The following is a 21,158-nucleotide window of genomic DNA, read 5'->3' as shown; positions in this document are numbered from 1 at the left end:
CTTCTGTCTTTCTATCTTATAACCTCTCACTTATAGATTGGTATATGCACTACTCATCAGGTTCAATGGATAACGTAAGGTCAGAAACCGAAGAGTAACCTCTGATCATGATGTACAAGTCTTGGTCTCCAATCGCTATTTTACATTGCTCATTACTGTCCGAACGATAAGGCCGACAATGGTATGACGCTTTGCTTGGTACACTGCCTGATTTTGTATAAAGGTCACCATCGCCAGAGTCGGCAGAGATTTTCACTACCGAAGCTTGGCTGCGGCTAGAAGCCAGCAACTTAAATATTCGTTGCTGATTCTTTTCAAGAGTTATATTTTCAACCTTCTCACCGACTTGTACAATTGGATATTCACTCACTGGGCTTTGCTTACCCATTTGCCCAGCAGGTAAAGTATGGTCAAAAAACTCGGCAATTTCAGGCCATATTTTATTTATTTGAACACCTTGATTTTCGCACCCTCCAAAGTGATGTAAAGCAATAACCTTATGAGAATCAGCTAAGAGCACTGGAGAACCAGAAGATCCGCCAATAGTATCGCAAAAATACCCGGTGTCTGTATCCGTTCCTCTACCATCCGCATCAGCCTGATCAATTTGGCATAGACCTGTGCTGTTTTTATCGCTCTCAATAGCCATTTCCTTTGGTTTACCCGCACCATGTTGAGGAATATAAATTTCAGAGCCATAAATAGGTGGTGAGTCATCCAAGCCTAGATAACCAAAATCAGCGATTTGTTCGAAGTCTTTAATACTGAACAAAGTATAATCAAGTTCGTAGTTAGTTTTGATGATTTGATCCGCCATTATTTTAATCGTGTCTCCCAACTCACCATCACAGGTTGTTCGCTGATAATTGAACCAAACCTCGGTATTTTTAAGCTTTGAGGCTGTCGATACACAATGATTATTCGTCATCATATGGTTGTTTGGCCCAACACGCCAAGCAGTACACAAACTACGACCATCGATCAACAAACGCGCAACTGAATGGCTCCATCCAAAATTATCTGGATGACTCTCTTGCCAACAAACAGCATCAACGCGCTCATTAACGCCACAAGTCGATAATCCCCCAACTGCTTCTAAGTCTTTTATCTTTTCATCACTAAAACCAGCCGTATAATAATCGATACTTAATGCTCTTGAATCTGCTTGACCTTTAGTCCATTCGATAGTCAAGCTGTCACCATCGATAGAACGCGCAAAGAATGGAGTATGGCTGGTCTGCTGGTATCGAATGGTATCTTGACTGTTATTTCCTTTCATAGTGACAACATCACCAGGCCCAAGTTTGAATTTATCAAAATGCACTTTAATGAATGTTGCTCCTGGATGACTGATGGTGTGTTTGACTGTCGTATCAGATTGACCTTGTGTTTCAAACAAGTAATTATGTTCCACTTTGTCTGCTATTGAAATCAGGGTTTCAGTGGAAAAAGCAAATGGTGATACGAAGCTACCTGCAATAAAAATAGACGCACAATTTTTCAATATTGCCATTATATTGCTCCAATAAAATATCTTATTTCAAAAAGAAGCCCACCTTCTCAGGTAGGCTCACTCTGTTGAGGGATACTAATAATTTGCTTGAATAGTCATGCCAAAATACCAAGATTGTGGATTGATCATGACGTGATAGCGGCCACTTTGTGTTACCTCAATCGTACAGGTTTCGTTATTGTCATTTTGTAATGGTCGACAATCCCATGAGCTCAAAGTCGGCTGTTCACCAAACTTCAAGTACATATCAGCATTACCAAACCCACCGATAGTCACAACTGTCAATTGTTTACCTGCCTCTAGGTCCATATGATAATAAGCCTTTTCTCCACTGAGAGAACTTAACCAATTGACTGGCAGACCTGAAACTAACTCTTCACTTGGATTAGGTATTGGTGCTGGCGGATTTGGCGGGTTAGGCCCACCACAATCTGGCTCACAGCCATCATCAGTTAAACTATAAAGCAGCTTATTAGCAGTACCTTTTACATTACTGATTTTGCTATCGGAAGCCCTAGAAACTAATAAATCAGAAACTTGTTGTGGTGAGAGGCTGTTGTTTTCTTGTAAATAAAGGGCTGCGACTCCAGCGACATGCGGAGTCGCCATTGAAGTACCACTAATTGTTTTATAACCACCATCGTACCAAGCTGATTTTATGTCTGAGCCTGGAGCAAACAAATCAACACAGCTTCCCCAGTTAGAAAAACTAGATCGCGAATCGGAGTTGGTTGTTGATCCTACCGTAACACCAGCCTGTACACGAGCTGGAGAAGTAGTACAGGCATCAGCATCAGAATTACCTGCTGCCAGCATAAAAGTGACACCTGATTGAATCGCACTTTCGACAGCACTATCGATCGCAACCGATTTCCCTCCTCCTAAGCTCATATTAGCCACCGATGGGCCATTGGCATTTTCTGCCACCCATTCAATACCAGATATAACCCCAGATAAGGAACCCGAACCACGGCAACTTAGTACCCTAACACCAACAATACTGACATTTTTGGCAACACCATATTCTTTACCACCAATCGTTCCAGCAACGTGGGTACCATGACCATTACAGTCACTTGCATCATCATCATCATCAACGAAGTCGTAACCTGAACTTGCTCGACTGCCAAATTCTTCATGCTCATTATTGACCCCAGTATCAATAACATACGCTGTTACACCAGTGCCATCATATTCCGTATTATAAACACTATCTAGCGGCAAGTTTCTCTGATCAATTCGATCCAATCCCCATGTAGTATTACTTTGATTGTCATTTTCAGTAATTGAAGGATCAATATAAATTACTCTATCTTGCTCTATAAAACTCACACGGCTATCTTTTCGAAGTATATTAATTTGTGATTGGTTCAAATCAGCAACAAAACCTGATATTGAGTGCTCAAATACTTTTTGTGGAGAAATTTCTAATGAGTTACTCATATCATTTATAGTTGCTTTTATTAATGCTTTCTTTTCAATTTGGCTGTTGTAAGCGTTTTTCGGTGACTTCAATACCACAATATAACGTCCCTTGATCGCCTCTTCACCTGACTGTGCGAGTATCAGTGGAGCTGAAGACAGATTGTCATTACTCCAATCAGATATTAAGCCTTGCTGTGAAAATGCTGATGAACACATAAACATTGCCGAAGATATACAACAACCTAATACTTTCTTTAACATAAGAAATTCCCTGTAATTATATGATTATTTTAACGAACCTATTTGCCAAAAAGCGCAAAAATATTTTTTAATAAAATATTTTCTCTGCACAAACGTCACCTATAAAAGCTAGTTAATATGTAACTCAATGCGTATTGATATTTAATGATATGATTGGCAAATACGACGCATAACAAGGTTTGCTGAAAAGCAAATGTAACAGAAATGTTAACAAAAGATCTGTGTCGATGTATTAGAGTATTAATTCCAATGATCTTGATATGCAAGCTAAGTTGGCCTACAAGCCTCTTTACCTTGCTCTTTGTGATGATAAAGAACAAGTCTACCATCAAGCCATGTTGCTTTAATGTTAAAAACAATGACGGTTGATTTTTTAAAGATATATTACACCATTGTAATTATCTGTATGAAAAGATAATATTGATATGATTATTATCTTATTAGTAAGCATAAAAGGAAATAAACTGAACCATTCAATTAAATAAACACATACTTTGGGTCGCTTTTAAAGAATGAAATAAGAAATCAACTTGCTGTACAAAAGTTATTCACATTTATTGATATGATGCCCTCCATATAGGAAAGGTATGAATGCATAAGCGTCATTCAATCATTAAATAGCATTTATCAATCAGAACGTTAGGAAGTCAAATATGAGTGCTAAACTCAAAATAATTTTTTCAATCATAGCAATGACACTTGTCTTGATCATAACAACAAGCTTTCTTAGCTGGAAAAACTTTGAAGGCTCTTCTACTACTAGTTTTAAAAAGCAGTTAGATTATAAATCTCAACTAATAGCAGATGCGATTGAGCAAAAGATTTCACGCTATTTTGACGTCCTTTCTTTAACTAGTACTGAATTAGTATTTGATGAATATGGTCATGTTGATATTCCATCTGCTGTTGACATTCTCCATAGTGCTAAAAATATTGCTAATGTTAATAATGTTTATTTTGCAATTTCTGATGGTACTTCATATTCATCAAAGACCAACGGAGTGATCCCGAACTTTAACGCTCTTGCTAAGCAAAGAGAATGGTTTGTTGATGGTATGAGTGGTAAAGACACTATTATAACTCGTCCTTACCAGGCATCAACGGGTGACACTGTAATGGCTCTTGCTCAGCCTATTTTCAGAGAAGGTAAAGTCGTTGGTGTTATTGCACTTAATTTATTATTGGATGATCTAACCAAATTCACACAACAACTCACTTCTAGCAATCAAATTTTTGTCTCTCGTGGAGATGGATTTATTTTGGCAGCCCAAGACAATAATCTTGTTGGCAAAAATATCTTTAGTCAAATTCCACTCTTTAGGTCGATTGATACTTCAAAAGGTGAAAGTTTTGAATACACTTACAATGACATTGAATACCTCGGCTCTGCATCTGAGCTATCATCACTAAACTGGAGTGTTTGGGCTTGGATGACGGAAGAAGAAGTGAATGCTGATTCCAATGATAACTTAACGTCAACCCTTCTTACTTCTAGCCTATTTTTGTTTGCAAGCATTCTTTGTGTCTATTTTATTGTTGACCTACTTATTTATAAGCCTATTGGCGGTGAACCAAAAGAAATTGAACATATTGTTTCTAGAATTGCAAAAGGCGATTTGACTGCAACCGATTCAGACTTAGGTAAAGACATCGGTGTAAATGGCGCCATTAATGAGATGTCTCAAGATCTAAAAGCGACAATCCAGACCATCCGTAAATCTTCTGATGAACTGATGGCATTTGCTCAAGGTATCAGCCAAGCAGCTGACAATGTAAACGATAGCTCTTCTACCCAAATGGTACAACTAGAGCAAACATCAACAGCAATGAACGAAATGGCTGTCGCTGTTAACGAAGTCGCTCAAAATGCACAACGAGCTTCTGATGCTGCTATTCAGGCTTCAAAAGAAGCTGCATCCGGCAACCAAATTTTTGAAGAAGTTAATAACAGCATTATCGGGCTATCTAATGCCATTGCGGATGTATCCTTAGTTATCAATAACTTAGGTGACAAAACAGTGAGTATTGGTGCTGTCTTAGATGTTATTCGTGATATTGCAGAACAAACCAACTTGCTTGCACTGAATGCTGCCATAGAAGCCGCTCGTGCGGGTGAACAAGGTCGAGGTTTTGCTGTTGTAGCTGACGAAGTGCGTAATTTAGCAAATCGTACTCAAGAAAGTACAAATGAGATACAACAAGTGATCACTGCCCTTCAGCAAGAAGCAAATAACTCAATTGAGATGATGCAGACAAATCGTACTGCAGCAGAGTTAACATTAAATAACTCAAGTAAAGCTCAACGTTCTCTTGCAGAAATCTCTAACTCTATTGCAGTTATTGAAGATATGAACACTCAAATCGCAACGGCAACAGAAGAACAAACACTTGTAACAGGTGAAATCAACCAAAGCATCGTGAATATCAATGACAAAGCTCGTGAAACTCTAGAACTCTCTTCATCTAATCAAGAAAAATCTGTTCAGTTAATTGATCTGTCCAACAAGCTAACTCAAACAGTAAGCACATTTAAGCTTAATTAGATTCAAGTTTGAGTAACATTCCAATCTAACATATAAAGGCTTCTTAATATTAATTTAGTAGCCTTTTTTATATAAACAACTCCCATCACAATTTTTACATTAAGATCTGCTAAAACATAACTTTTCAACGATTTCTGAGGCTTCCTCGTATTAACTCTTCTTTTTCTAATTTATAATTAAAGATGATAATTATTTCAATTTATCCGTTTGGTATTTTTATTTAAATAATACTAGATAAAAACTTTTTATAGTTTGACTTTGTTTGGAACTCAGAATTTATATGCAGAAAATCACTTTTGGTCCTTTGAGGCCTATTGTACTGTTCAGTGCTTTTGCTCTTTTGTTTTTGTCCGTATCAAGGATACTACTTTCAATTTGGTTATCGGATCGAATCGAAACATTTGACAACTTGGTTTATATTTTTATTCAGGGCATCCGAGTTGATATAGCAACCATTTGTTGGTTATTCATACTCCCAGGGTTACTTTCCTCCCTTCTCCCTGTTTCTGGACAAATTGGGCAGTTCTGGAAGATAATTTTACGCTGCTGGATGGTCTTCGGCCTTTGGATTCTTGTCTATATGGAGCTTGCTACTGCCCCATTTATAATGGAATACGATCTGAGACCGAATCGCCTATTTGTTGAATACCTCGTTTATCCTAAAGAAGTATTTGGTATGCTTTGGACAGGGTACAAGCTCGAGTTATTTATTGGTCTACTTGGGACCGTTTTAACTTTTGTCTTTGGTTGGAAATGGAGTAAAAAACTGACAGAGACCACACAACAAATTAGTTGGAAATGGAGGCCACTATTAGCGGTTCTAGTTGTCATTGTCGGAGTCGCTGGCGCTCGTTCTTCTCTAGGTCATCGACCGCTTAACCCTGCCATGGTTGCCTTCTGTAATGACCCTTTATTGAATGATTTAACTTTAAATTCATCTTATTCATTGTTGTTTGCCGTCAACAATATGAAGTCCGAGAAAAATGCCGAACAATTCTACGGCAAAATGCATAATGAGCAATTACTTGAGATTGTTCGTCGTTCTTCAACCAAATCTGATTTTGATACTACGTTGTTGCCCACAATGAATACCAATGAAGCAACGTATAAAGGAAAGCGCAAAAATCTCGTTATTCTTCTTCAAGAAAGCCTCGGAGCTCAATTTGTAGATTCATTGGGTGGTTTACCTTTAACGCCTAACTTAGACCAATTAATGAAGGAAGGTTGGAACTTCACGCAAATGTATGCAACAGGGACACGTTCTGTACGTGGTATTGAGGCCATGACAACGGGCTTTCTTCCATCACCTTCTCGTGCTGTTGTTAAATTAAGTAAAAGTCAAACGGGCTTTTTTACCATTGCAGATTTATTAAAAGATCAAGGCTATCACACCCAATTTATCTATGGTGGAGAAGCTAATTTCGATAATATGAAATCCTTCTTTTTTGGTAATGGCTTTGACCAAATCATTGAAGAAGACGATTATGCAAACCCCTCTTTTGTTGGCTCTTGGGGTGTCAGTGATGAAGATCTTTATACCAAAGCTGACCAAGAATTCGAACGACTCTCAAAAGATGATAAACCCTTTTTAAGTCTAGTCTTCACTTCGAGTAACCACAGTCCGTATGAATACCCAGAAAATAAAATAGAACCATATGATAAAGACGCACACAGAACACGTAACAACGCTGTCAAATACTCGGACTTCGCTTTGGGCACTTTCTTTGAAAAAGCTAAAGCATCCACATACTGGGACGATACCATTTTTATTGTAATCGCTGACCATGATGCTCGTTCCTCCAGTGACAGCCTGGTCCCTGTGAAGCATTTTCACATTCCTGCTTTGATCCTAGGTAAGGATATACCAGCAAAAGAAGATGACCGAATTGCAAATAACCTAGATATGCCTCCAACGTTATTATCACTTATTGGCGTAGATGCAACGACCCCGATGCTTGGTCGCGACTTAACTCGTCCGTTAGCTCGTGAAGATGAACGTGCAATGATGCAATACGATAAAAACTTCGGTTATTTAACTCGTGATAACTTTGTTATCTTCTCCCCGGGAGAAAAAGTCACAACCATGAAATATGATTTTGAAACTCAAACAATGTATCCTCTTGAGGTAGATAAGAGTATTATTGAACGTGCGAAAGCCAATGCTTTGTTTGGATCCAAGGCTTATCAAAACAACTGGTATCAATCTACTACTAAGTAACCTTAAAAATAACCTGATTCAAGTGGTCACTGTTGGCCACTTTAAACAAATTAGCTTTTCCTCATTGGTTTCACGCCTCTTTGCTACTCTCCCCAAAAAATCAACATTCCCCTAGTAATTTAAGTACGTAGCTTTCTCATCAAATATTGTACAGATTCACAATCATATACTACAACTTGCATGCTATAGCGCACATATTATCGTGCTTTTTGATTTTAATCTCTAAAAACGAGGTGAGAAATGGACAACAATAAGATGGGCCTGATGGGGCTCACTACGATTGTTACGGTCAACATGATGGGGTCAGGTATTATTCTTCTCCCATCAAGCTTGGCACAGACTGGAGGTATAGCGTTACTTGCTTGGGGAATTACGGCTATTGGTGCATTGTGTATTGCTTATACATTTGCCAAATGTGGCATGTATTGTTCCGATGACGGAGGAATGTCAGCATATGCCCAAAAAGCACATGGCAAATCAAGTTTCTTTGTCGCCTCCTACACCTACTATGTTTGTTTAGTCATAAGTGCAGTCGCCATTGCCGTTACTTCCGTCGGATATTTAGAAACCTTTATTCCTTGGCTTAAATCGGCTCCTATCAACAACTTCTTCGGGGTTGTGATGATCCTCGTCATCACTCTCGTTGCGAATATGCGTGGCCCCAAAATTACAGGGCAGATTTCGTCAGTGACCGTTTGGGGGGTGATTATTCCGGTTCTTGGGGTTTCTATCATTGGTTGGTTTTGGTTTGACGCTGCAACATTCGAAGCAGCTTGGAACCCTCATGATAAGTCCATCATGAGTGCAATGTCTTCAGGTATCGCTCTTACATTATGGGCTTTTCTAGGCATTGAATCTGCAGGGGTTAACTCAGGTGCGGTAGAAAATCCAAAGCGAAATGTTCCTCTCGCTTGTATGTTGGCTACCGTTTTCTCTGCGATTACCTACATTGCTTCGACAACAGTTATCCAAGGTATTGTGCCAAATGAATTATTGTCAAAGTCAGATGCTCCTTTTGGTTTAGTTTTTGCCCAAATGTTTAACCCTGCTGTTGGACAATTCATCACTGCTCTCGCCATTATAGCTTGTATAGGGTCTTTATTAGGGTGGCAATTTACCAATGCTCAGGTATCTAAAGCAGCGGCGGAAATGAACCTGTTCCCTAAAATATTCAGTGACACCAACCGCTTCAATGCCCCAGTAAAAGGCATGTTAATTATGTTGATCCTGGAACTTTTACTCACGGTATTGACCATTTCTCCAACGCTCTTAGAACAATTTAATGTTCTTGTTGATCTCGCAGTCTTCATCAATATGGTCCCTTATATACTTTCTTTATCCGCTTTGGGAGCCATCCTCCATTCCGCAAAAATTACTGGCTCCGAGTACAATGTTTCCATCTTTGTCGGTTCAATTGCTGTGTTGTACAGCATTTATGGTGCGTATGCCACCGGAGAAGAATCCGTCTTCTATGGAACCATCATTACGCTTCTTGGATATTTCTTCTACGGCTTTATCGCCAGTCGAGATGCCAACCCTTCCTCTGCACCAGCAGGCAATCATTCATCAAACAACACCAACGACCTTAATTCAAACATAGAAAAAGGAATACCAGTTTATGAATAACTATGATAAACACAATCATGCTCTAATTTTCAATGACAATCTCGAAACGGGCTTTATTGAAAAAGCATTAGAGCGCTTGATTGCGGAGTTTTCTGAGGAAGGTGTGAAAGTTACGGTGGCAAATTCTTTTGACGACTGTTATTCAATATTCAATGCGAATATCGCCATAGACTGTTTCATGCTGACATCAAGAATGACGGGGAATGAAGTACAAGAAAACGAAAAGTTTTTCCAGTTAATAGATAAACTGAACCAGCGTCAAGAAGGTGTCCCCGTCTTTCTGTTAGCAGAGCGTAAAAAAACCACTTTAGCGGTCACTAACGACTTGATGTCTCGAGTTGACGAGTTTGCTTGGATTCTGGAAGACACACCGGACTTCATTGTTGGCCGCTCTATTGCAGCCATGCAGCGCTATAGACAGCAATTAATGCCACCTTTAATGGATGCAATCTTCAATTACGATGATGTCCATGAATATTCTTGGGCGGCACCGGGGCACCAAGGTGGTATCGGTTTTACTAAAACACCGGCAGGACAACGTTTTTATCGTCATTTTGGTGAAGCTTTATTCCGTTCAGATATGGGGATAGAACGTGGCTCTTTGGGTTCATTACTCGATCACACGGGTTACTTTGGTGACAGTGAGGCGTTCGCTGCAAAAGTATTTGGAGCGGATAAGTCCTACTCCCTTGTTACTGGTACTTCAGGCGCTAATAGAACCATCATGCAAGTATGTATGAGAGAAGATAGCCTAGCGATCTGTGACAGAAACTGCCATAAATCCATTGAACAAGGACTAATGCTAACAGGTGCACGTCCTATTTATATGGTTCCAACCCGCAACCGCTACGGCATCATTGGTCCGATTTACCCAGAGCAAATGGAAAAGCTTGCCCTTCAACGTCGTGCTGCGGAAGGGCCTCTGACTGAAGCTTTTTCTCAACAAAAACCTGTTTATGCCGTGGTGACAAACTGTACTTATGATGGCTTATGTTATAACGCTAAACGAGCTCAAGAACTGTTAGGTGAAAGCAGCAACCGTATCCACTTCGATGAAGCTTGGTACGGTTACGCAAGGTTCAATCCTATTTACAAAGACCATTTTGCAATGCGTGATGAGCCAGAGAAAGAATCAAGTGGCCCAACTGTTTTCGCTACTCACTCCACACATAAGCTGTTAAACGCCTTATCTCAAGCATCATATATTCATGTTCGTCACGGTAAAGATGCGATTGATTTCCAGCGTTTTAATCAAGCCTACATGATGCATGCAACCACTTCGCCTCTCTACGCTATCAGTGCTTCAAATGATATTGCGGTCTCCCAGATGTCTGGTAATAATGGTTATTCTCTGACACAAGAGGTTATTCAGGAAGCCGTCGACTATCGTCAAGCAATGGGGCGTTTATACCGTGAGTTTGACAATAAAGGAGATTGGTTCTTTAAACCTTGGAATGCAGAATCCTTTACCGATCCAAATACTGGCCAAACGATGCCTTTTGAACAGGTCGATCCAAAGCTTCTAGCCTCTTGCCAAGATTTTTGGGTACTTAAGCCAACCGATTCATGGCATGGCTTCAAAGATATGCCTGAGGACTGGTGTATGCTTGACCCAATCAAAGTCAGTATCTTAGCACCGGGTATGAGTGAAAATGGTGATTTACTCGATTCCGGGGTGCCTGCGGCATTAGTCACCCAATACTTAACACGCTTTGGTATTGTTCCAACAAGAACCACCGATTTTCAAATCATGTTCCTCTTCTCAATGGGTATCACCAAAGGTAAATGGGCCACTCTTGTCAATACTCTGTTACATTTCAAAAAACACTACGATCAAAACAGACCTTTGAGATCTGTGCTGCCAGAGCTCGTTGAATCTCACCCAGATGTTTATGCTGAAATGGGGCTTAAAGATCTAGGGATAAAAATGTTTACTTACCTCAAACAACATACCCCATCAGATAAACTTAATTTAGCATACTCAACTCTTCCACAAGCGATGATGACACCAAGGGATGCCTTTGAGTCGATTGTAGATAATAATGTCGAAATGGTGCCATCCGATCAACTTGCACACCGTATTGCAGCCAATGCGATTATTCCTTACCCACCAGGAATACCAATGCTGATGTCTGGTGAGAACTTCGGTAACGATGACAGTCCACAGATTACTTACCTTCATTGCTTAGAAGTATGGGATAAAGAATTCCCGGGATTTGAGCACGAAACAGAAGGAACGGAAGTTATTGATGGAATGTATCATGTAATGTGCATCAAGCAACCCGAAGAAGAGTTGCCACAGCTGCTCAGATAAGTATTCCATTTCCCAAAGAAAAATAAGGAGCTCGCTTTGAGCTCCTTTAAACGTCACATTGAGTTCGCCTTTAGTGGCTAGGGTGCAAATGACTCGAGTTTGGAGAATGCGTTCAGCATAGAGTGCTTTTGATTTGCCGATCTAGAGCTATGAGCCCATCTCAGCTATAACCCCATATCATCAGTGATCGCTTTGATATGCTCTAAATCTAATTTGTTGACTTCAATCAGTTGATCTAATTGGCTCAAACGGGAATTTGCTTCGTCATGTTTATCACAAACGTCAGCCTTAATGTCCCAAGATGTCCCCTCTAAAAAAACATCACACTCTTTACGTAATTTTTCTATTTTAGGTAGCAAGGTTTCACGCTCTTTCTCGAAGGCTTCAAGTTCCTGAGACACTTTCAGTTCTTTCCGAAAAACCTCTCGCGAGCGTTCAAAAATGGTTGCTTGCCTATCTGCTTGGCGATTTAACTTTAGATTCTCATTTTTGGACAGATTCAGCTTTTCATTTTGCTGTTCGATTTGAGCTTTTAGAGAGTCATTAACCTTACCAAGCTCTGTCATTTTCAACTCGAGTTCCTGAAGATTGGATTCAAACTCTTGTTGCTTTTTGTTCAGTACAACCATGACTTTGCTGTCGACTTCTTTATCTAAGCCTGCTTCTCGTTCTTTAACTTGAGACAACAACGCCACTTTAGTGCTTTCTAATGCTTGATATTTTTCATCCAAAGCTTGATAGGTTGACTCCCACTGGTTTGAAGTCAGTGTCGCCCCAAGAACGCCTCCAAGTGCAACACCTAATATGACGCCAATGGCGATGTATATCGGAGTACGCTTATCACGTTCCTCTATTACAACAACGTCATCATCCTGATCATCAATATTCTGCTGAGAAGTCACTTTTGTCTCCAAAATGTTTAAGTTAACGTGAGAGCTCTGCAATCACAAGAGATGCAGTATATATGATGAAGAGACCAATCAAAGAGATAACTGTCCATTTTTGGACTTTCTCGTTAGTACGATAACGAAAAAGCACGAAAGCGAACCCAATCAATAATACAATCGCAAATAATCTGGTCATTTTACTCTCCGTTTACAACATCGATAACAATCAGTAAAGCTTGTATTGTATCTTATTTTACGTAGCCAATACTGCCTAAAGGTTATTTTTTATTAATAATTATTTAAAGCCTCTTTTTTTGCGCACAAGTTACTTTGTCTTGTAATACTGGCGGCAATACACCAACTTAGCAACATTTAGACCTTAAATGTAATTTATCTATTGAAATAACAAAAAAACATGATACATTTCACTGGTTGATGATGACCAGCATCATTAACTAACCTTTACTCACTTTTTGAGTAATTGTTCCGATGAAGATTGCAGGAGAGTGGTTATTAACTAAATGCTTACATACATCTAGTATAACCCGCCGAAGAATTAACTATTTCAGGTGCTACTATGGTAGCAGGGACTGTCGTTGGAGGAACCTCTGGAGAGAACCGTTAAATCGGTCGCCGAAGGAGCAAGCCCAAATCTATTTAACGGGTGAAACTCTCAGGCAAAAGGACAGAGGAGTGGAAAGTAATAATCTAACTATTGATCATATTTGGTTTTTAGCAACATAAATAGCTTAGTCATACTGAGAGCCTAGCCTCCACCTTTCACTCTTCTCCTTATTAGTTGTTTTATTAAGGGGAAATCATGCAAAACCTACAACCTTTACTCCAAATGATCGATGATTTCGTTTGGGGGCCCCCACTACTTTTATTACTTGTGGGGACTGGAATCTATTTTACGGCTCGTCTCGGACTGATTCAGTTTAGACATTTACCGACTGCTCTGTCGATGGTATTCAAAAAAAACACCTCAGCAAAAAAGCAAGGTGACATTTCGAGCTTTGCCGCTTTGTGCACGGCATTATCCGCAACCATTGGTACAGGCAACATCGTTGGAGTGGCTACTGCGATAAAATTAGGTGGTCCGGGTGCGTTATTTTGGATGTGGTTAGCTGCTTTATTCGGTATGGCGACCAAATATGCAGAGTGTTTACTTGCCGTTAAATATCGTCGTATAGATGGGAATGGCCAAATGACTGGAGGCCCTATGTACTACCTCGAGTATGGCATGGGTTCTAAATGTCTAGCCATTATGTTTGCGATATTTTCACTCGGTGTTGCTTGCTTTGGTATTGGTACCTTTCCGCAGGTAAATGCAATTCTTGACGCAAGTGAAATATCTTTTGGAGCAAGTCGAGAGCTAACGGCGGTTATCCTAACAATACTCGTGGCTGTTGTTACACTTGGTGGAATTCAATCTATCTCAAATGTTGCTGGTAAAGTCGTACCAACAATGGCGCTCTTTTATATTCTTTCATGTGTTGGCGTAATCATTATAAATGCAGACCAATTACTCAACGCTATTGAATTGGTTTTTATATCCGCCTTCACTCAGACCGCGGCAACAGGAGGATTTTTAGGAGCAAGTATCATGCTTGCTATACAGTCAGGGATTTCTCGAGGGATGTTTTCAAATGAATCTGGTTTGGGAAGTGCAGCAATGGCTGCCGCCGCTGCCAAGACGGACTCATGTGTAAAACAAGGCCTCATATCCATGACGGGGACCTTCTTTGATACGATCATTATCTGTACAATGACTGGACTGACTCTCATTCTGACAGGGGCTTGGCAAACTGACCTATCTGGCGCGGCCATGACTACTCATGCGTTTTCTGTGGGGCTTAATGCACCAACATTTGGCCCAATGCTTGTCTCTATTGGACTGATGTTCTTCGCATTTACCACTATTCTAGGCTGGAATTATTATGGTGAAAGATGTGTCGTATATCTTTTTGGAACAAAAGCCGTCCTACCTTATAAAGTTCTTTTTATTAGTTTGGTGGCATCGGGTGCTTTTCTTCAATTAGATATGATTTGGATATTGGCAGATATTGTCAATGGTTTAATGGCAATCCCTAACCTTATCGGCTTGATTGCGCTCAGGCATGTTGTGCAGGAAGAAACAAAACTCTTCTTCTCGCCAAGTTTCCATGTAGTATCTGTTACTTAAGAAAAACAATAACTAAAATATACTCAATTAACCTTTAGCCCAAAGAAATAACTTTGGGCTTTTTGCATTTGTACGTAAAAAACTTATTGTGAAGCGGTATTGATAAATAACTATTCAATTGAGACAACTATTGCATCTTAATTACTTATATGTTTTATTTTATATAATGAATTAAATGATTACACATTATTATTAAACAATGAAGCTCTAATGAAAAAATTACTAATTTAAGTGAGAGGTTTCTGTATTAGTAAAAATGTGTATAGTTGCATATAAATAAGTAATTTATGATCTTATATAACCCTATTAAAAATACACTGTCCAATACGGTAAAAACTATTAAAGTTGGGTATCGAGAATCTCAAATCCTCTCTATTCTTCTTGAGCATTCACCTGATGTGGTAAAAAAACAGATCATAATTCAACGGGCTTGGGAAAGTGAATACATTGGTGAAACATCACTTGCTAAAAGTATCAGCACTTTGAGGCAAACATTTATTAAACTAGATATAAAAGAATCACCGATCATAACAGTTCCTAAAGTTGGTTACCGATTAACAGGTAATATAATTATTGATAAAAAAGAAGCGATCATTTCTCCAAAGGCTCAAGCCAAAGAAAGCAACAATTTAGTTAATCTCAAACTTGGATACAACCTACATTTAATAAAATTATTAAAATCTTATAAAGATAAGGCAATATATTCAATTGCGTTCTCAATATTAGGATTAACAAGTTTCATTGGATATAATAAATTTTATAATGAACTTAATTATCGTGATGGAAGCCAGTACATCAAAAGCTATCAGATAGGCACGCTAAATATTTTTCAAAATATTAATCAAACACCAGACCAAAATATGCTGACATTCTTTTCTGTTAATCAGTGTGATTGTGTTGTTTTTATTAATACTGATAAAAAATACACGACCCTTTCTTGGTTAAATAAAAAGAATAAAAAATCCATCAATATCTATTTTACAGAAGAACAATTCGAAAAAGCTTCGAACGAAATCAAAAATTTTATTAAGGAAACAGAATTGTGAAGCCATATCTAGCTCTATTTATATCATTAGCTTTGTTAGTAATAGTATGGCAACTTCCCTACCATTCTACGATGGAGGAAGCCGAGTTTTATCAACAATCTGTTGAGCTTTCTTCGGCTAAGAATCCGGTTCGGATCGAGGGTTTTACAAAAATCCATAATGATAAAATAATTCATATTGCATCTTTTACTAACGAAGCAATGACAAAACCTATTATTATTCGTTTTAAAGGTAATTTAGAAAGCTTTTCTAACTCCAAGTTTTCAATCAAGGGAAAGATTAATTTACTTTCAATTCAAGAGGTCCGAACACTATTAAACCACTCAGTGTTATCACCTTATTTACTTTTAGAAGATGAGACAGTACAAATTAACTATACTCTCCTGTTAAAAAATGAGGCATTTTTAATTGTACATAATCATAAAACAGATCGAATTGCACTAATTGCTAAACGATAACAGTAGTAATTTTATACCTCATATAAATAACTAATCTCTCAGCCAGCGCTCATTATTATGACCATCTTTAGATTTAAAAAATCTTGAGTGTTGCTGTCTGAACTGATCTGATTTTAATTCATGTACTGGCCAATTGCTAAAGGTCTCTCGTAGGTAAAATTCATTGATGCCCACCTCTATGCTTTTTATATTCGAGCTGATATATCGATATAAGTAGCTTTCTTCCGATGCTTCACACTCCATTGGTCTATGGGATATTTTCCTGTGATTCACTGATACTGAAATCCACTTAATATCCCCTTTTGTACAATGTTCTTTAGATAAAACGTCTACTTCAAATTTATTATCTAGCGTAGTGCCTAAAAAAATAACCACAGACTCTTCGAGGTAAACACGTCTTAGTAGCAATTGTTTTGTATCTTTTGTACGGGTAACTTGAATCCCATTACTAAAAGGTAGAAAATATTCCCAATGCCAATTCCATTCCATTTCTCGACTTAAAAACTTTTTTTGAGGGATCGCTTGCCAGGCAACAGAACCTAGAATGATTGCTATGAGAGCAGTCAAAGCGACAGTAAAACGAATCAATAAACGCATTTAAAGGTATTCTCTACTTAGTTCTTTTATGATTGATTTCTAATGGATGTTTGTTAGATTAATTTTTAATTGAGCAACTATACAGTTTTAGTGTACAAATAATGATAACAGAAATATAAGCCACTCTTCTACTAGAGGGTACCAATGCTCACGCCATCGAAAGCAACAAACGTAGGATTGTTATATGAGTACATTTCAAAAGCTAATTCAACACTCACAAAAGGTGTCCCACTTTAATCATCTCTCAGCTATGGTCGGTTGGGACCAAGCTGCGGTCATGCCCAGTGGAGGCAGTCAAGCTCGCTCTGAAGCTATGGCTGAACTTTCAGTACATATTCATAGCCTGCAAACTCAACCTCAGCTACAAGACTGGTTTGCAGAAGCCGAACTCGAGCCACTCAATATGGAAGAACAAGCAACACTTCGGGAGTTAAAACGTCAATGGCAGCAAGCAAATGTCTTACCAGAAAGTTTAGTACAAGCCAAATCTCTTGCAGGCTCAAAATGTGAGCATGCTTGGCGAACTCAAAGAACCAACAATGACTGGCAAGGCTTTGAAAAAAACTGGGCCGAAGTAGTGACGTTGTCACAAGAGGAGGCACAAATTAGGGCTGAAGCAAATGGACTTTCTCCCTACGATGCAATGCTTGAATTTTATGAACCTGGAACTACTTCGGCTGGGTTAGATAGCCTATTCAGTGATGTTAAAACTTGGCTTCCAGATCTCATTAACCAAGTCATCGATAAACAAGCCGCTGAACACTTTCTCGAGCCCAAAGGCATTTTTGAAGCAAACAAACAAAAAGCACTAGGCCTTGATGTCATGAAGTTACTTCAATTTGACTTTAATCACGGCCGTTTGGATGAAAGTGTGCACCCTTTTTGTGGCGGTGTACCAAGTGATGTACGGATTACCACTCGATATGATGAGAAAGAGTTTGTTCAATCATTAATGGGAATTGTGCATGAAACAGGTCACGCTCGCTATGAACAAGGGCTCCCAAAAGCATTATCTGGTTTACCGTCTGGCCAAGCGCGCTCGATGGGTATTCATGAATCTCAATCGCTCTTCTTTGAAATGCAAGTCGGTCGAAGTGATGCTTTCATCGAGCACTTAGCTCATCTTGCAAGCCAGCATTTTACTGGCCATGATGCAGCGCTTTTCTCAAACACTAACTTTCAAAAGCTCTACACTAGAGTTAAAAAAGACTTCATCCGTGTCGATGCAGATGAGCTGACTTACCCTGCCCACGTTATTTTACGCTACGAAATCGAGCGTGATCTGATCAATGGTAAAATCAAACATTCTGATGTTCCTGAGCTCTGGGACTTGAAAATGCAACAGTATCTGGGACTTTCTACCCAAGGCAACGACAAAAACGGGTGTATGCAAGACATCCATTGGACAGATGGTGCTTTTGGGTACTTCCCTTCATACACGCTGGGAGCCATGTACGCTGCTCAATTTATGGCTGCAATGAAGAAAACAGTGGATGTGGATGCAATCATCAGAACTGGCGATCTCACTCCGATTTTCAATTGGTTAGAAAGCCATATTTGGAGTAAAGGAAGCTTATTAGAAACCCATGATCTGATTAAGCAGGCTACAGGTGAAGCGCTTAATCCACTTTATTTTAAAGATCATTTACGTTCACGTTATCTTTAATGCGGTAAATGTGAAACCACAAAAACAAGCTGCTTAAACCGAGTGGCTTGTTTTATACCCAGCTTTTTTATACCCAAGTTACCTCATGGAGCTAAAATTCAATTGGGCGTAAAGTTAACGATATTCACCGAAGACATTGCATGGCAACGGTACACACTTTTAACATTCTTATCGACATCTCACGGTATTTAAGTTAGGTTTAGACATATGGACGTCTAAAATTTTAACAAGGAGAGATAACGTGCCCATCAGAATTCCCGATCAACTTCCTGCTAGTGACGTATTGAAGACCGAAAATATCTTCGTCATGAGTGAAAGTCGTGCTGCAAGCCAAGAAATCCGACCTTTGCGTGTATTAATCCTGAACTTAATGCCTAAGAAAATAGAGACTGAAACACAATTTCTTCGCTTACTCTCTAACAGCCCACTCCAAGTGAACGTCGAGTTACTTCGCATTGATGACCGACCGAGTAAAAATACGCCAACAGAGCACCTTGATACTTTTTATCGTCAATTCGAAACCATTAAAAATAGGAACTTTGATGGATTAATTATTACCGGTGCGCCACTGGGGTTAGTTCAGTTTGAAGATGTTATCTATTGGGACCACCTTAAAACCATCATGGAGTGGGCAAAGCACCATGTAACGTCGACACTTTACGTATGTTGGGCAGCACAAGCTGGGCTTAAATTATTGTATGATTTACCAAAGAAAACTCGTAAAGAAAAGCTCTCTGGTGTTTATCATCATCAAATTCATCACCCCTATCACCCTATTTTACGTGGTTTTGATGATTCTTTCTTAGCACCGCATTCGAGATACGCGGACTTCTCCCCTGCTTTTCTAGAGCAACATACTGATCTTGATATACTTGCAACGTCTGATGTGGCTGGTGTCTACTTAGCAGCAACTAAAGATAAACGTAATGTTTTTGTCACAGGTCACCCTGAATACGACGCCCAAACCCTACATGGTGAATATATGCGTGATCTAGGTGAAGGGATGGAGCCAGCTATACCCGTTAACTATTATCCAAATAATAATCCAGATAATTCACCGGTCGCTAGCTGGCGAAGTCATGGTCACTTATTATTTTCAAACTGGTTGAACTACTGTGTTTACCAACAAACACCATACGATCTGGAACATTTCAGCGAAGCAGCATTTACGCATGATTAACCAATGGATAACCCGCCAAAAGATGCATCTTTCTAAAAATTAAGAATGGTCCCCCAAGTAACCTAAAGATAGCCTAAATTAAATATCTTAAGGTTACTTGGGAATAAGATTGGTATGCCAGCAACTAAATCAAAAAGGTGCTAAGAACCTCACTCGTATCGTACCTGTCTCATAATAACGTACCCCCCGGGAAGGCCTAATCATCACTCTAAAATCTGTACAGTTTTTTATATACACATCTTCAAAAGAATAATTAAGAGAGAGCTCTCCATCATAAAGGTTGTCGATTTTTTTTGCTTTAAGAAGTACATTTTGATTATTAATACTATCGATGCATTCAAAAACAATATTTATGCTTGGTTCGTAATGCCAGTCCACTTCAATGTTTATAGGTGTATCAATTTCCATATTCACAACTTCCGGTGGTTCTCCTGGTAGTTGTCCAGTGCGATATGGCCAACGTAAGCCTCTATTCCAATCTTCGATGAGTATTTCTTGTTCACTGTTAATTTCATCAAACAAGAACTCTACTCCAACAATATAACTCACTTCATAGTTTTCATCCATGTATGATGCTTTAAGTGGATATGGATTAGAAAATGCAAATTTAGTTATAAGTATACAAAGCAAAAATACTTTCAACCGACTGAATTTACCCATTATAAATCCCTTAAAAACTTTTTAATATTTTCACATTGGTTTGCGATAATATACCGAAGAAGTCAGCCGATGATTCTATATGAAGCTTCAGTAAGTCACATTGCTCAAAGTTGTTTATATCGGTGACCCAATAGAGAGGAAATCGCCCTTGATGACCCCTGTAAGTTTCTGAATCACTGTAAACTATTTCTCCGTTATTATCATGACAATCAAGTATGACTGATACACTGTCTGGTCCCTTCATACAAGGTATCGATTTATCTCTATCCACAGGTGGAACCCCACACACCTCTCTGCCAGCGGCAAAAATTGGCGAATACACTGTAACTTGAACCTCTTTTGGTGGAGTGTCAATGACATCTATCGTGAAAAGTGTGCTTTTTTCACTTGTTAAACGAGGCAAAAAATCATACTCCATTCCAGAAACAAAATTACCAGTCACTTTAGTGGCATAAAACTCATCAGGAGATGCGACACTGTCGTTCACAATAGTTATTGCTGGAGTCATTAAAAAAATTAGCTTTAATATATATCTCTTCATGTTTAACCATTTCATTGAGTTACTTTTTTGACTGTGAC

16 protein-coding genes and 1 riboswitch are annotated in these 21,158 nt (G+C 39.0%); of the genes, 9 read left to right on the top strand and 7 right to left on the bottom strand.

The window, feature by feature from the left end; translation table 11 throughout:
- Positions 1-49 precede the first annotated feature (49 nt).
- Positions 50-1,513, bottom strand: a complete 1,464-nt coding sequence (locus tag VSA01S_RS03260; protein WP_039981142.1) for a serine protease — start codon at positions 1,511-1,513, stop codon at positions 50-52.
- 75 nt (positions 1,514-1,588) lie between these two features.
- Positions 1,589-3,199: a S8 family peptidase gene (locus VSA01S_RS03255; protein ID WP_039981140.1), complete on the bottom strand. Its 1,611-nt coding sequence runs from the start codon at positions 3,197-3,199 to the stop codon at positions 1,589-1,591.
- 653 nt (positions 3,200-3,852) lie between these two features.
- On the opposite strand from VSA01S_RS03255, the gene VSA01S_RS03250 reads away from it, so the two are divergent.
- From VSA01S_RS03250 to adiA, 4 genes are all read left to right on the top strand, one after another.
- Complete coding sequence (locus VSA01S_RS03250) at positions 3,853-5,742, top strand: methyl-accepting chemotaxis protein (RefSeq protein WP_039981139.1); 1,890 nt, start codon at positions 3,853-3,855, stop codon at positions 5,740-5,742.
- Positions 5,743-6,022: 280 nt separating this feature from the next.
- Positions 6,023-7,960 carry an LTA synthase family protein gene (locus tag VSA01S_RS03245; protein WP_039981010.1) on the top strand — a complete coding sequence of 646 codons (1,938 nt, stop codon included), beginning with the start codon at positions 6,023-6,025 and terminating at the stop codon, positions 7,958-7,960.
- A 240-nt stretch (positions 7,961-8,200) separates the two neighbouring features.
- Positions 8,201-9,586: a putrescine-ornithine antiporter gene (gene potE, locus VSA01S_RS03240; RefSeq protein WP_083932236.1), complete on the top strand. Its 1,386-nt coding sequence runs from the start codon at positions 8,201-8,203 to the stop codon at positions 9,584-9,586.
- A complete protein-coding gene (adiA, locus tag VSA01S_RS03235; protein ID WP_039981008.1) occupies positions 9,579-11,900 on the top strand; it encodes an arginine decarboxylase in 2,322 nt (773 codons plus the stop codon). Before potE ends, adiA begins: the two co-directional genes overlap by 8 nt.
- Before the next feature lie 164 nt (positions 11,901-12,064).
- Here the strand turns inward: adiA and VSA01S_RS03230 are convergent, their stop codons facing one another.
- The gene (locus tag VSA01S_RS03230; RefSeq protein ID WP_039981006.1) at positions 12,065-12,802 is read right to left on the bottom strand and encodes a chromosome partitioning protein ParA; all 738 of its coding nucleotides are present in this window, start codon (positions 12,800-12,802) and stop codon (positions 12,065-12,067) included.
- A gap of 22 nt (positions 12,803-12,824) precedes the next feature.
- Positions 12,825-12,983, bottom strand: coding sequence for a hypothetical protein (locus VSA01S_RS03225; RefSeq protein ID WP_021708444.1), 159 nt, complete (start codon positions 12,981-12,983; stop codon positions 12,825-12,827).
- A gap of 402 nt (positions 12,984-13,385) precedes the next feature.
- Positions 13,386-13,486: riboswitch (glycine riboswitch) on the top strand.
- Positions 13,487-13,607: 121 nt separating this feature from the next.
- Between VSA01S_RS03225 and VSA01S_RS03220 the strand changes: the two genes are divergently transcribed.
- The 3 genes from VSA01S_RS03220 (at position 13,608) to VSA01S_RS03210 (ending at position 16,476) form a co-directional block, all read left to right on the top strand.
- Entirely contained in the window at positions 13,608-14,972 is a 1,365-nt protein-coding gene (locus tag VSA01S_RS03220; RefSeq protein WP_039981004.1) for an alanine/glycine:cation symporter family protein, read from the top strand.
- Between the two features lie 287 nt (positions 14,973-15,259).
- Complete coding sequence (locus VSA01S_RS03215; protein WP_039981003.1) at positions 15,260-16,018, top strand: winged helix-turn-helix domain-containing protein; 759 nt, start codon at positions 15,260-15,262, stop codon at positions 16,016-16,018.
- Complete coding sequence (locus VSA01S_RS03210; RefSeq protein ID WP_039981002.1) at positions 16,015-16,476, top strand: hypothetical protein; 462 nt, start codon at positions 16,015-16,017, stop codon at positions 16,474-16,476. The genes VSA01S_RS03215 and VSA01S_RS03210 overlap by 4 nt, the downstream gene beginning before the upstream one ends.
- A 30-nt stretch (positions 16,477-16,506) precedes the next feature.
- On the opposite strand, the gene VSA01S_RS03205 is transcribed toward VSA01S_RS03210, so the two are convergent.
- Positions 16,507-17,073 carry a hypothetical protein gene (locus VSA01S_RS03205; protein ID WP_039981000.1) on the bottom strand — a complete coding sequence of 189 codons (567 nt, stop codon included), beginning with the start codon at positions 17,071-17,073 and terminating at the stop codon, positions 16,507-16,509.
- Between the two features lie 184 nt (positions 17,074-17,257).
- Here VSA01S_RS03205 and VSA01S_RS03200 point away from each other — a divergent pair, with 184 nt between their 5' ends.
- Complete coding sequence (locus VSA01S_RS03200) at positions 17,258-18,739, top strand: carboxypeptidase M32 (RefSeq protein ID WP_039980998.1); 1,482 nt, start codon at positions 17,258-17,260, stop codon at positions 18,737-18,739.
- Positions 18,740-18,980: 241 nt separating this feature from the next.
- The gene (metA, locus tag VSA01S_RS03195; protein ID WP_039980996.1) at positions 18,981-19,919 is read left to right on the top strand and encodes a homoserine O-acetyltransferase MetA; all 939 of its coding nucleotides are present in this window, start codon (positions 18,981-18,983) and stop codon (positions 19,917-19,919) included.
- A 129-nt stretch (positions 19,920-20,048) separates the two neighbouring features.
- Here the strand turns inward: metA and VSA01S_RS03190 are convergent, their stop codons facing one another.
- Together VSA01S_RS03190 and VSA01S_RS03185 are read right to left on the bottom strand one after the other, a co-directional pair.
- Positions 20,049-20,579, bottom strand: a complete 531-nt coding sequence (locus VSA01S_RS03190; RefSeq protein WP_039980994.1) for a hypothetical protein — start codon at positions 20,577-20,579, stop codon at positions 20,049-20,051.
- Positions 20,580-20,589: 10 nt separating this feature from the next.
- Positions 20,590-21,135 (bottom strand): hypothetical protein, encoded by a 546-nt coding sequence (locus tag VSA01S_RS03185; protein WP_039980993.1) that lies wholly within the window; start codon positions 21,133-21,135, stop codon positions 20,590-20,592.
- Positions 21,136-21,158: the final 23 nt, after the last annotated feature.

Origin of the sequence: Vibrio sagamiensis NBRC 104589, from assembly GCF_007990935.1 — a bacterium.
Lineage (GTDB): Bacteria > Pseudomonadota > Gammaproteobacteria > Enterobacterales > Vibrionaceae > Vibrio > Vibrio sagamiensis.
This window is presented reverse-complemented; position numbering and strand designations above follow the sequence as displayed.

Excerpts from the sequence above, each read along its gene's own strand:
- VSA01S_RS03205 (WP_039981000.1), bottom strand. The coding sequence starts at position 17,073 with ATGCGTTTATTGATTCGTTTTACTGTCGCTTTGACTGCTCTCATAGCA.
- VSA01S_RS03215 (WP_039981003.1), top strand. The coding sequence starts at position 15,260 with ATGATCTTATATAACCCTATTAAAAATACACTGTCCAATACGGTAAAA.
- VSA01S_RS03260 (WP_039981142.1), bottom strand. The coding sequence starts at position 1,513 with ATGGCAATATTGAAAAATTGTGCGTCTATTTTTATTGCAGGTAGCTTC.
- VSA01S_RS03250 (WP_039981139.1), top strand. The coding sequence starts at position 3,853 with ATGAGTGCTAAACTCAAAATAATTTTTTCAATCATAGCAATGACACTT.
- VSA01S_RS03200 (WP_039980998.1), top strand. The coding sequence starts at position 17,258 with ATGAGTACATTTCAAAAGCTAATTCAACACTCACAAAAGGTGTCCCAC.
- VSA01S_RS03245 (WP_039981010.1), top strand. The coding sequence starts at position 6,023 with ATGCAGAAAATCACTTTTGGTCCTTTGAGGCCTATTGTACTGTTCAGT.
- potE (WP_083932236.1), top strand. The coding sequence starts at position 8,201 with ATGGACAACAATAAGATGGGCCTGATGGGGCTCACTACGATTGTTACG.
- VSA01S_RS03220 (WP_039981004.1), top strand. The coding sequence starts at position 13,608 with ATGCAAAACCTACAACCTTTACTCCAAATGATCGATGATTTCGTTTGG.
- VSA01S_RS03185 (WP_039980993.1), bottom strand. The coding sequence starts at position 21,135 with ATGAAATGGTTAAACATGAAGAGATATATATTAAAGCTAATTTTTTTA.
- adiA (WP_039981008.1), top strand. The coding sequence starts at position 9,579 with ATGAATAACTATGATAAACACAATCATGCTCTAATTTTCAATGACAAT.
- VSA01S_RS03225 (WP_021708444.1), bottom strand. The coding sequence starts at position 12,983 with ATGACCAGATTATTTGCGATTGTATTATTGATTGGGTTCGCTTTCGTG.
- VSA01S_RS03255 (WP_039981140.1), bottom strand. The coding sequence starts at position 3,199 with ATGTTAAAGAAAGTATTAGGTTGTTGTATATCTTCGGCAATGTTTATG.
- VSA01S_RS03190 (WP_039980994.1), bottom strand. The coding sequence starts at position 20,579 with ATGGGTAAATTCAGTCGGTTGAAAGTATTTTTGCTTTGTATACTTATA.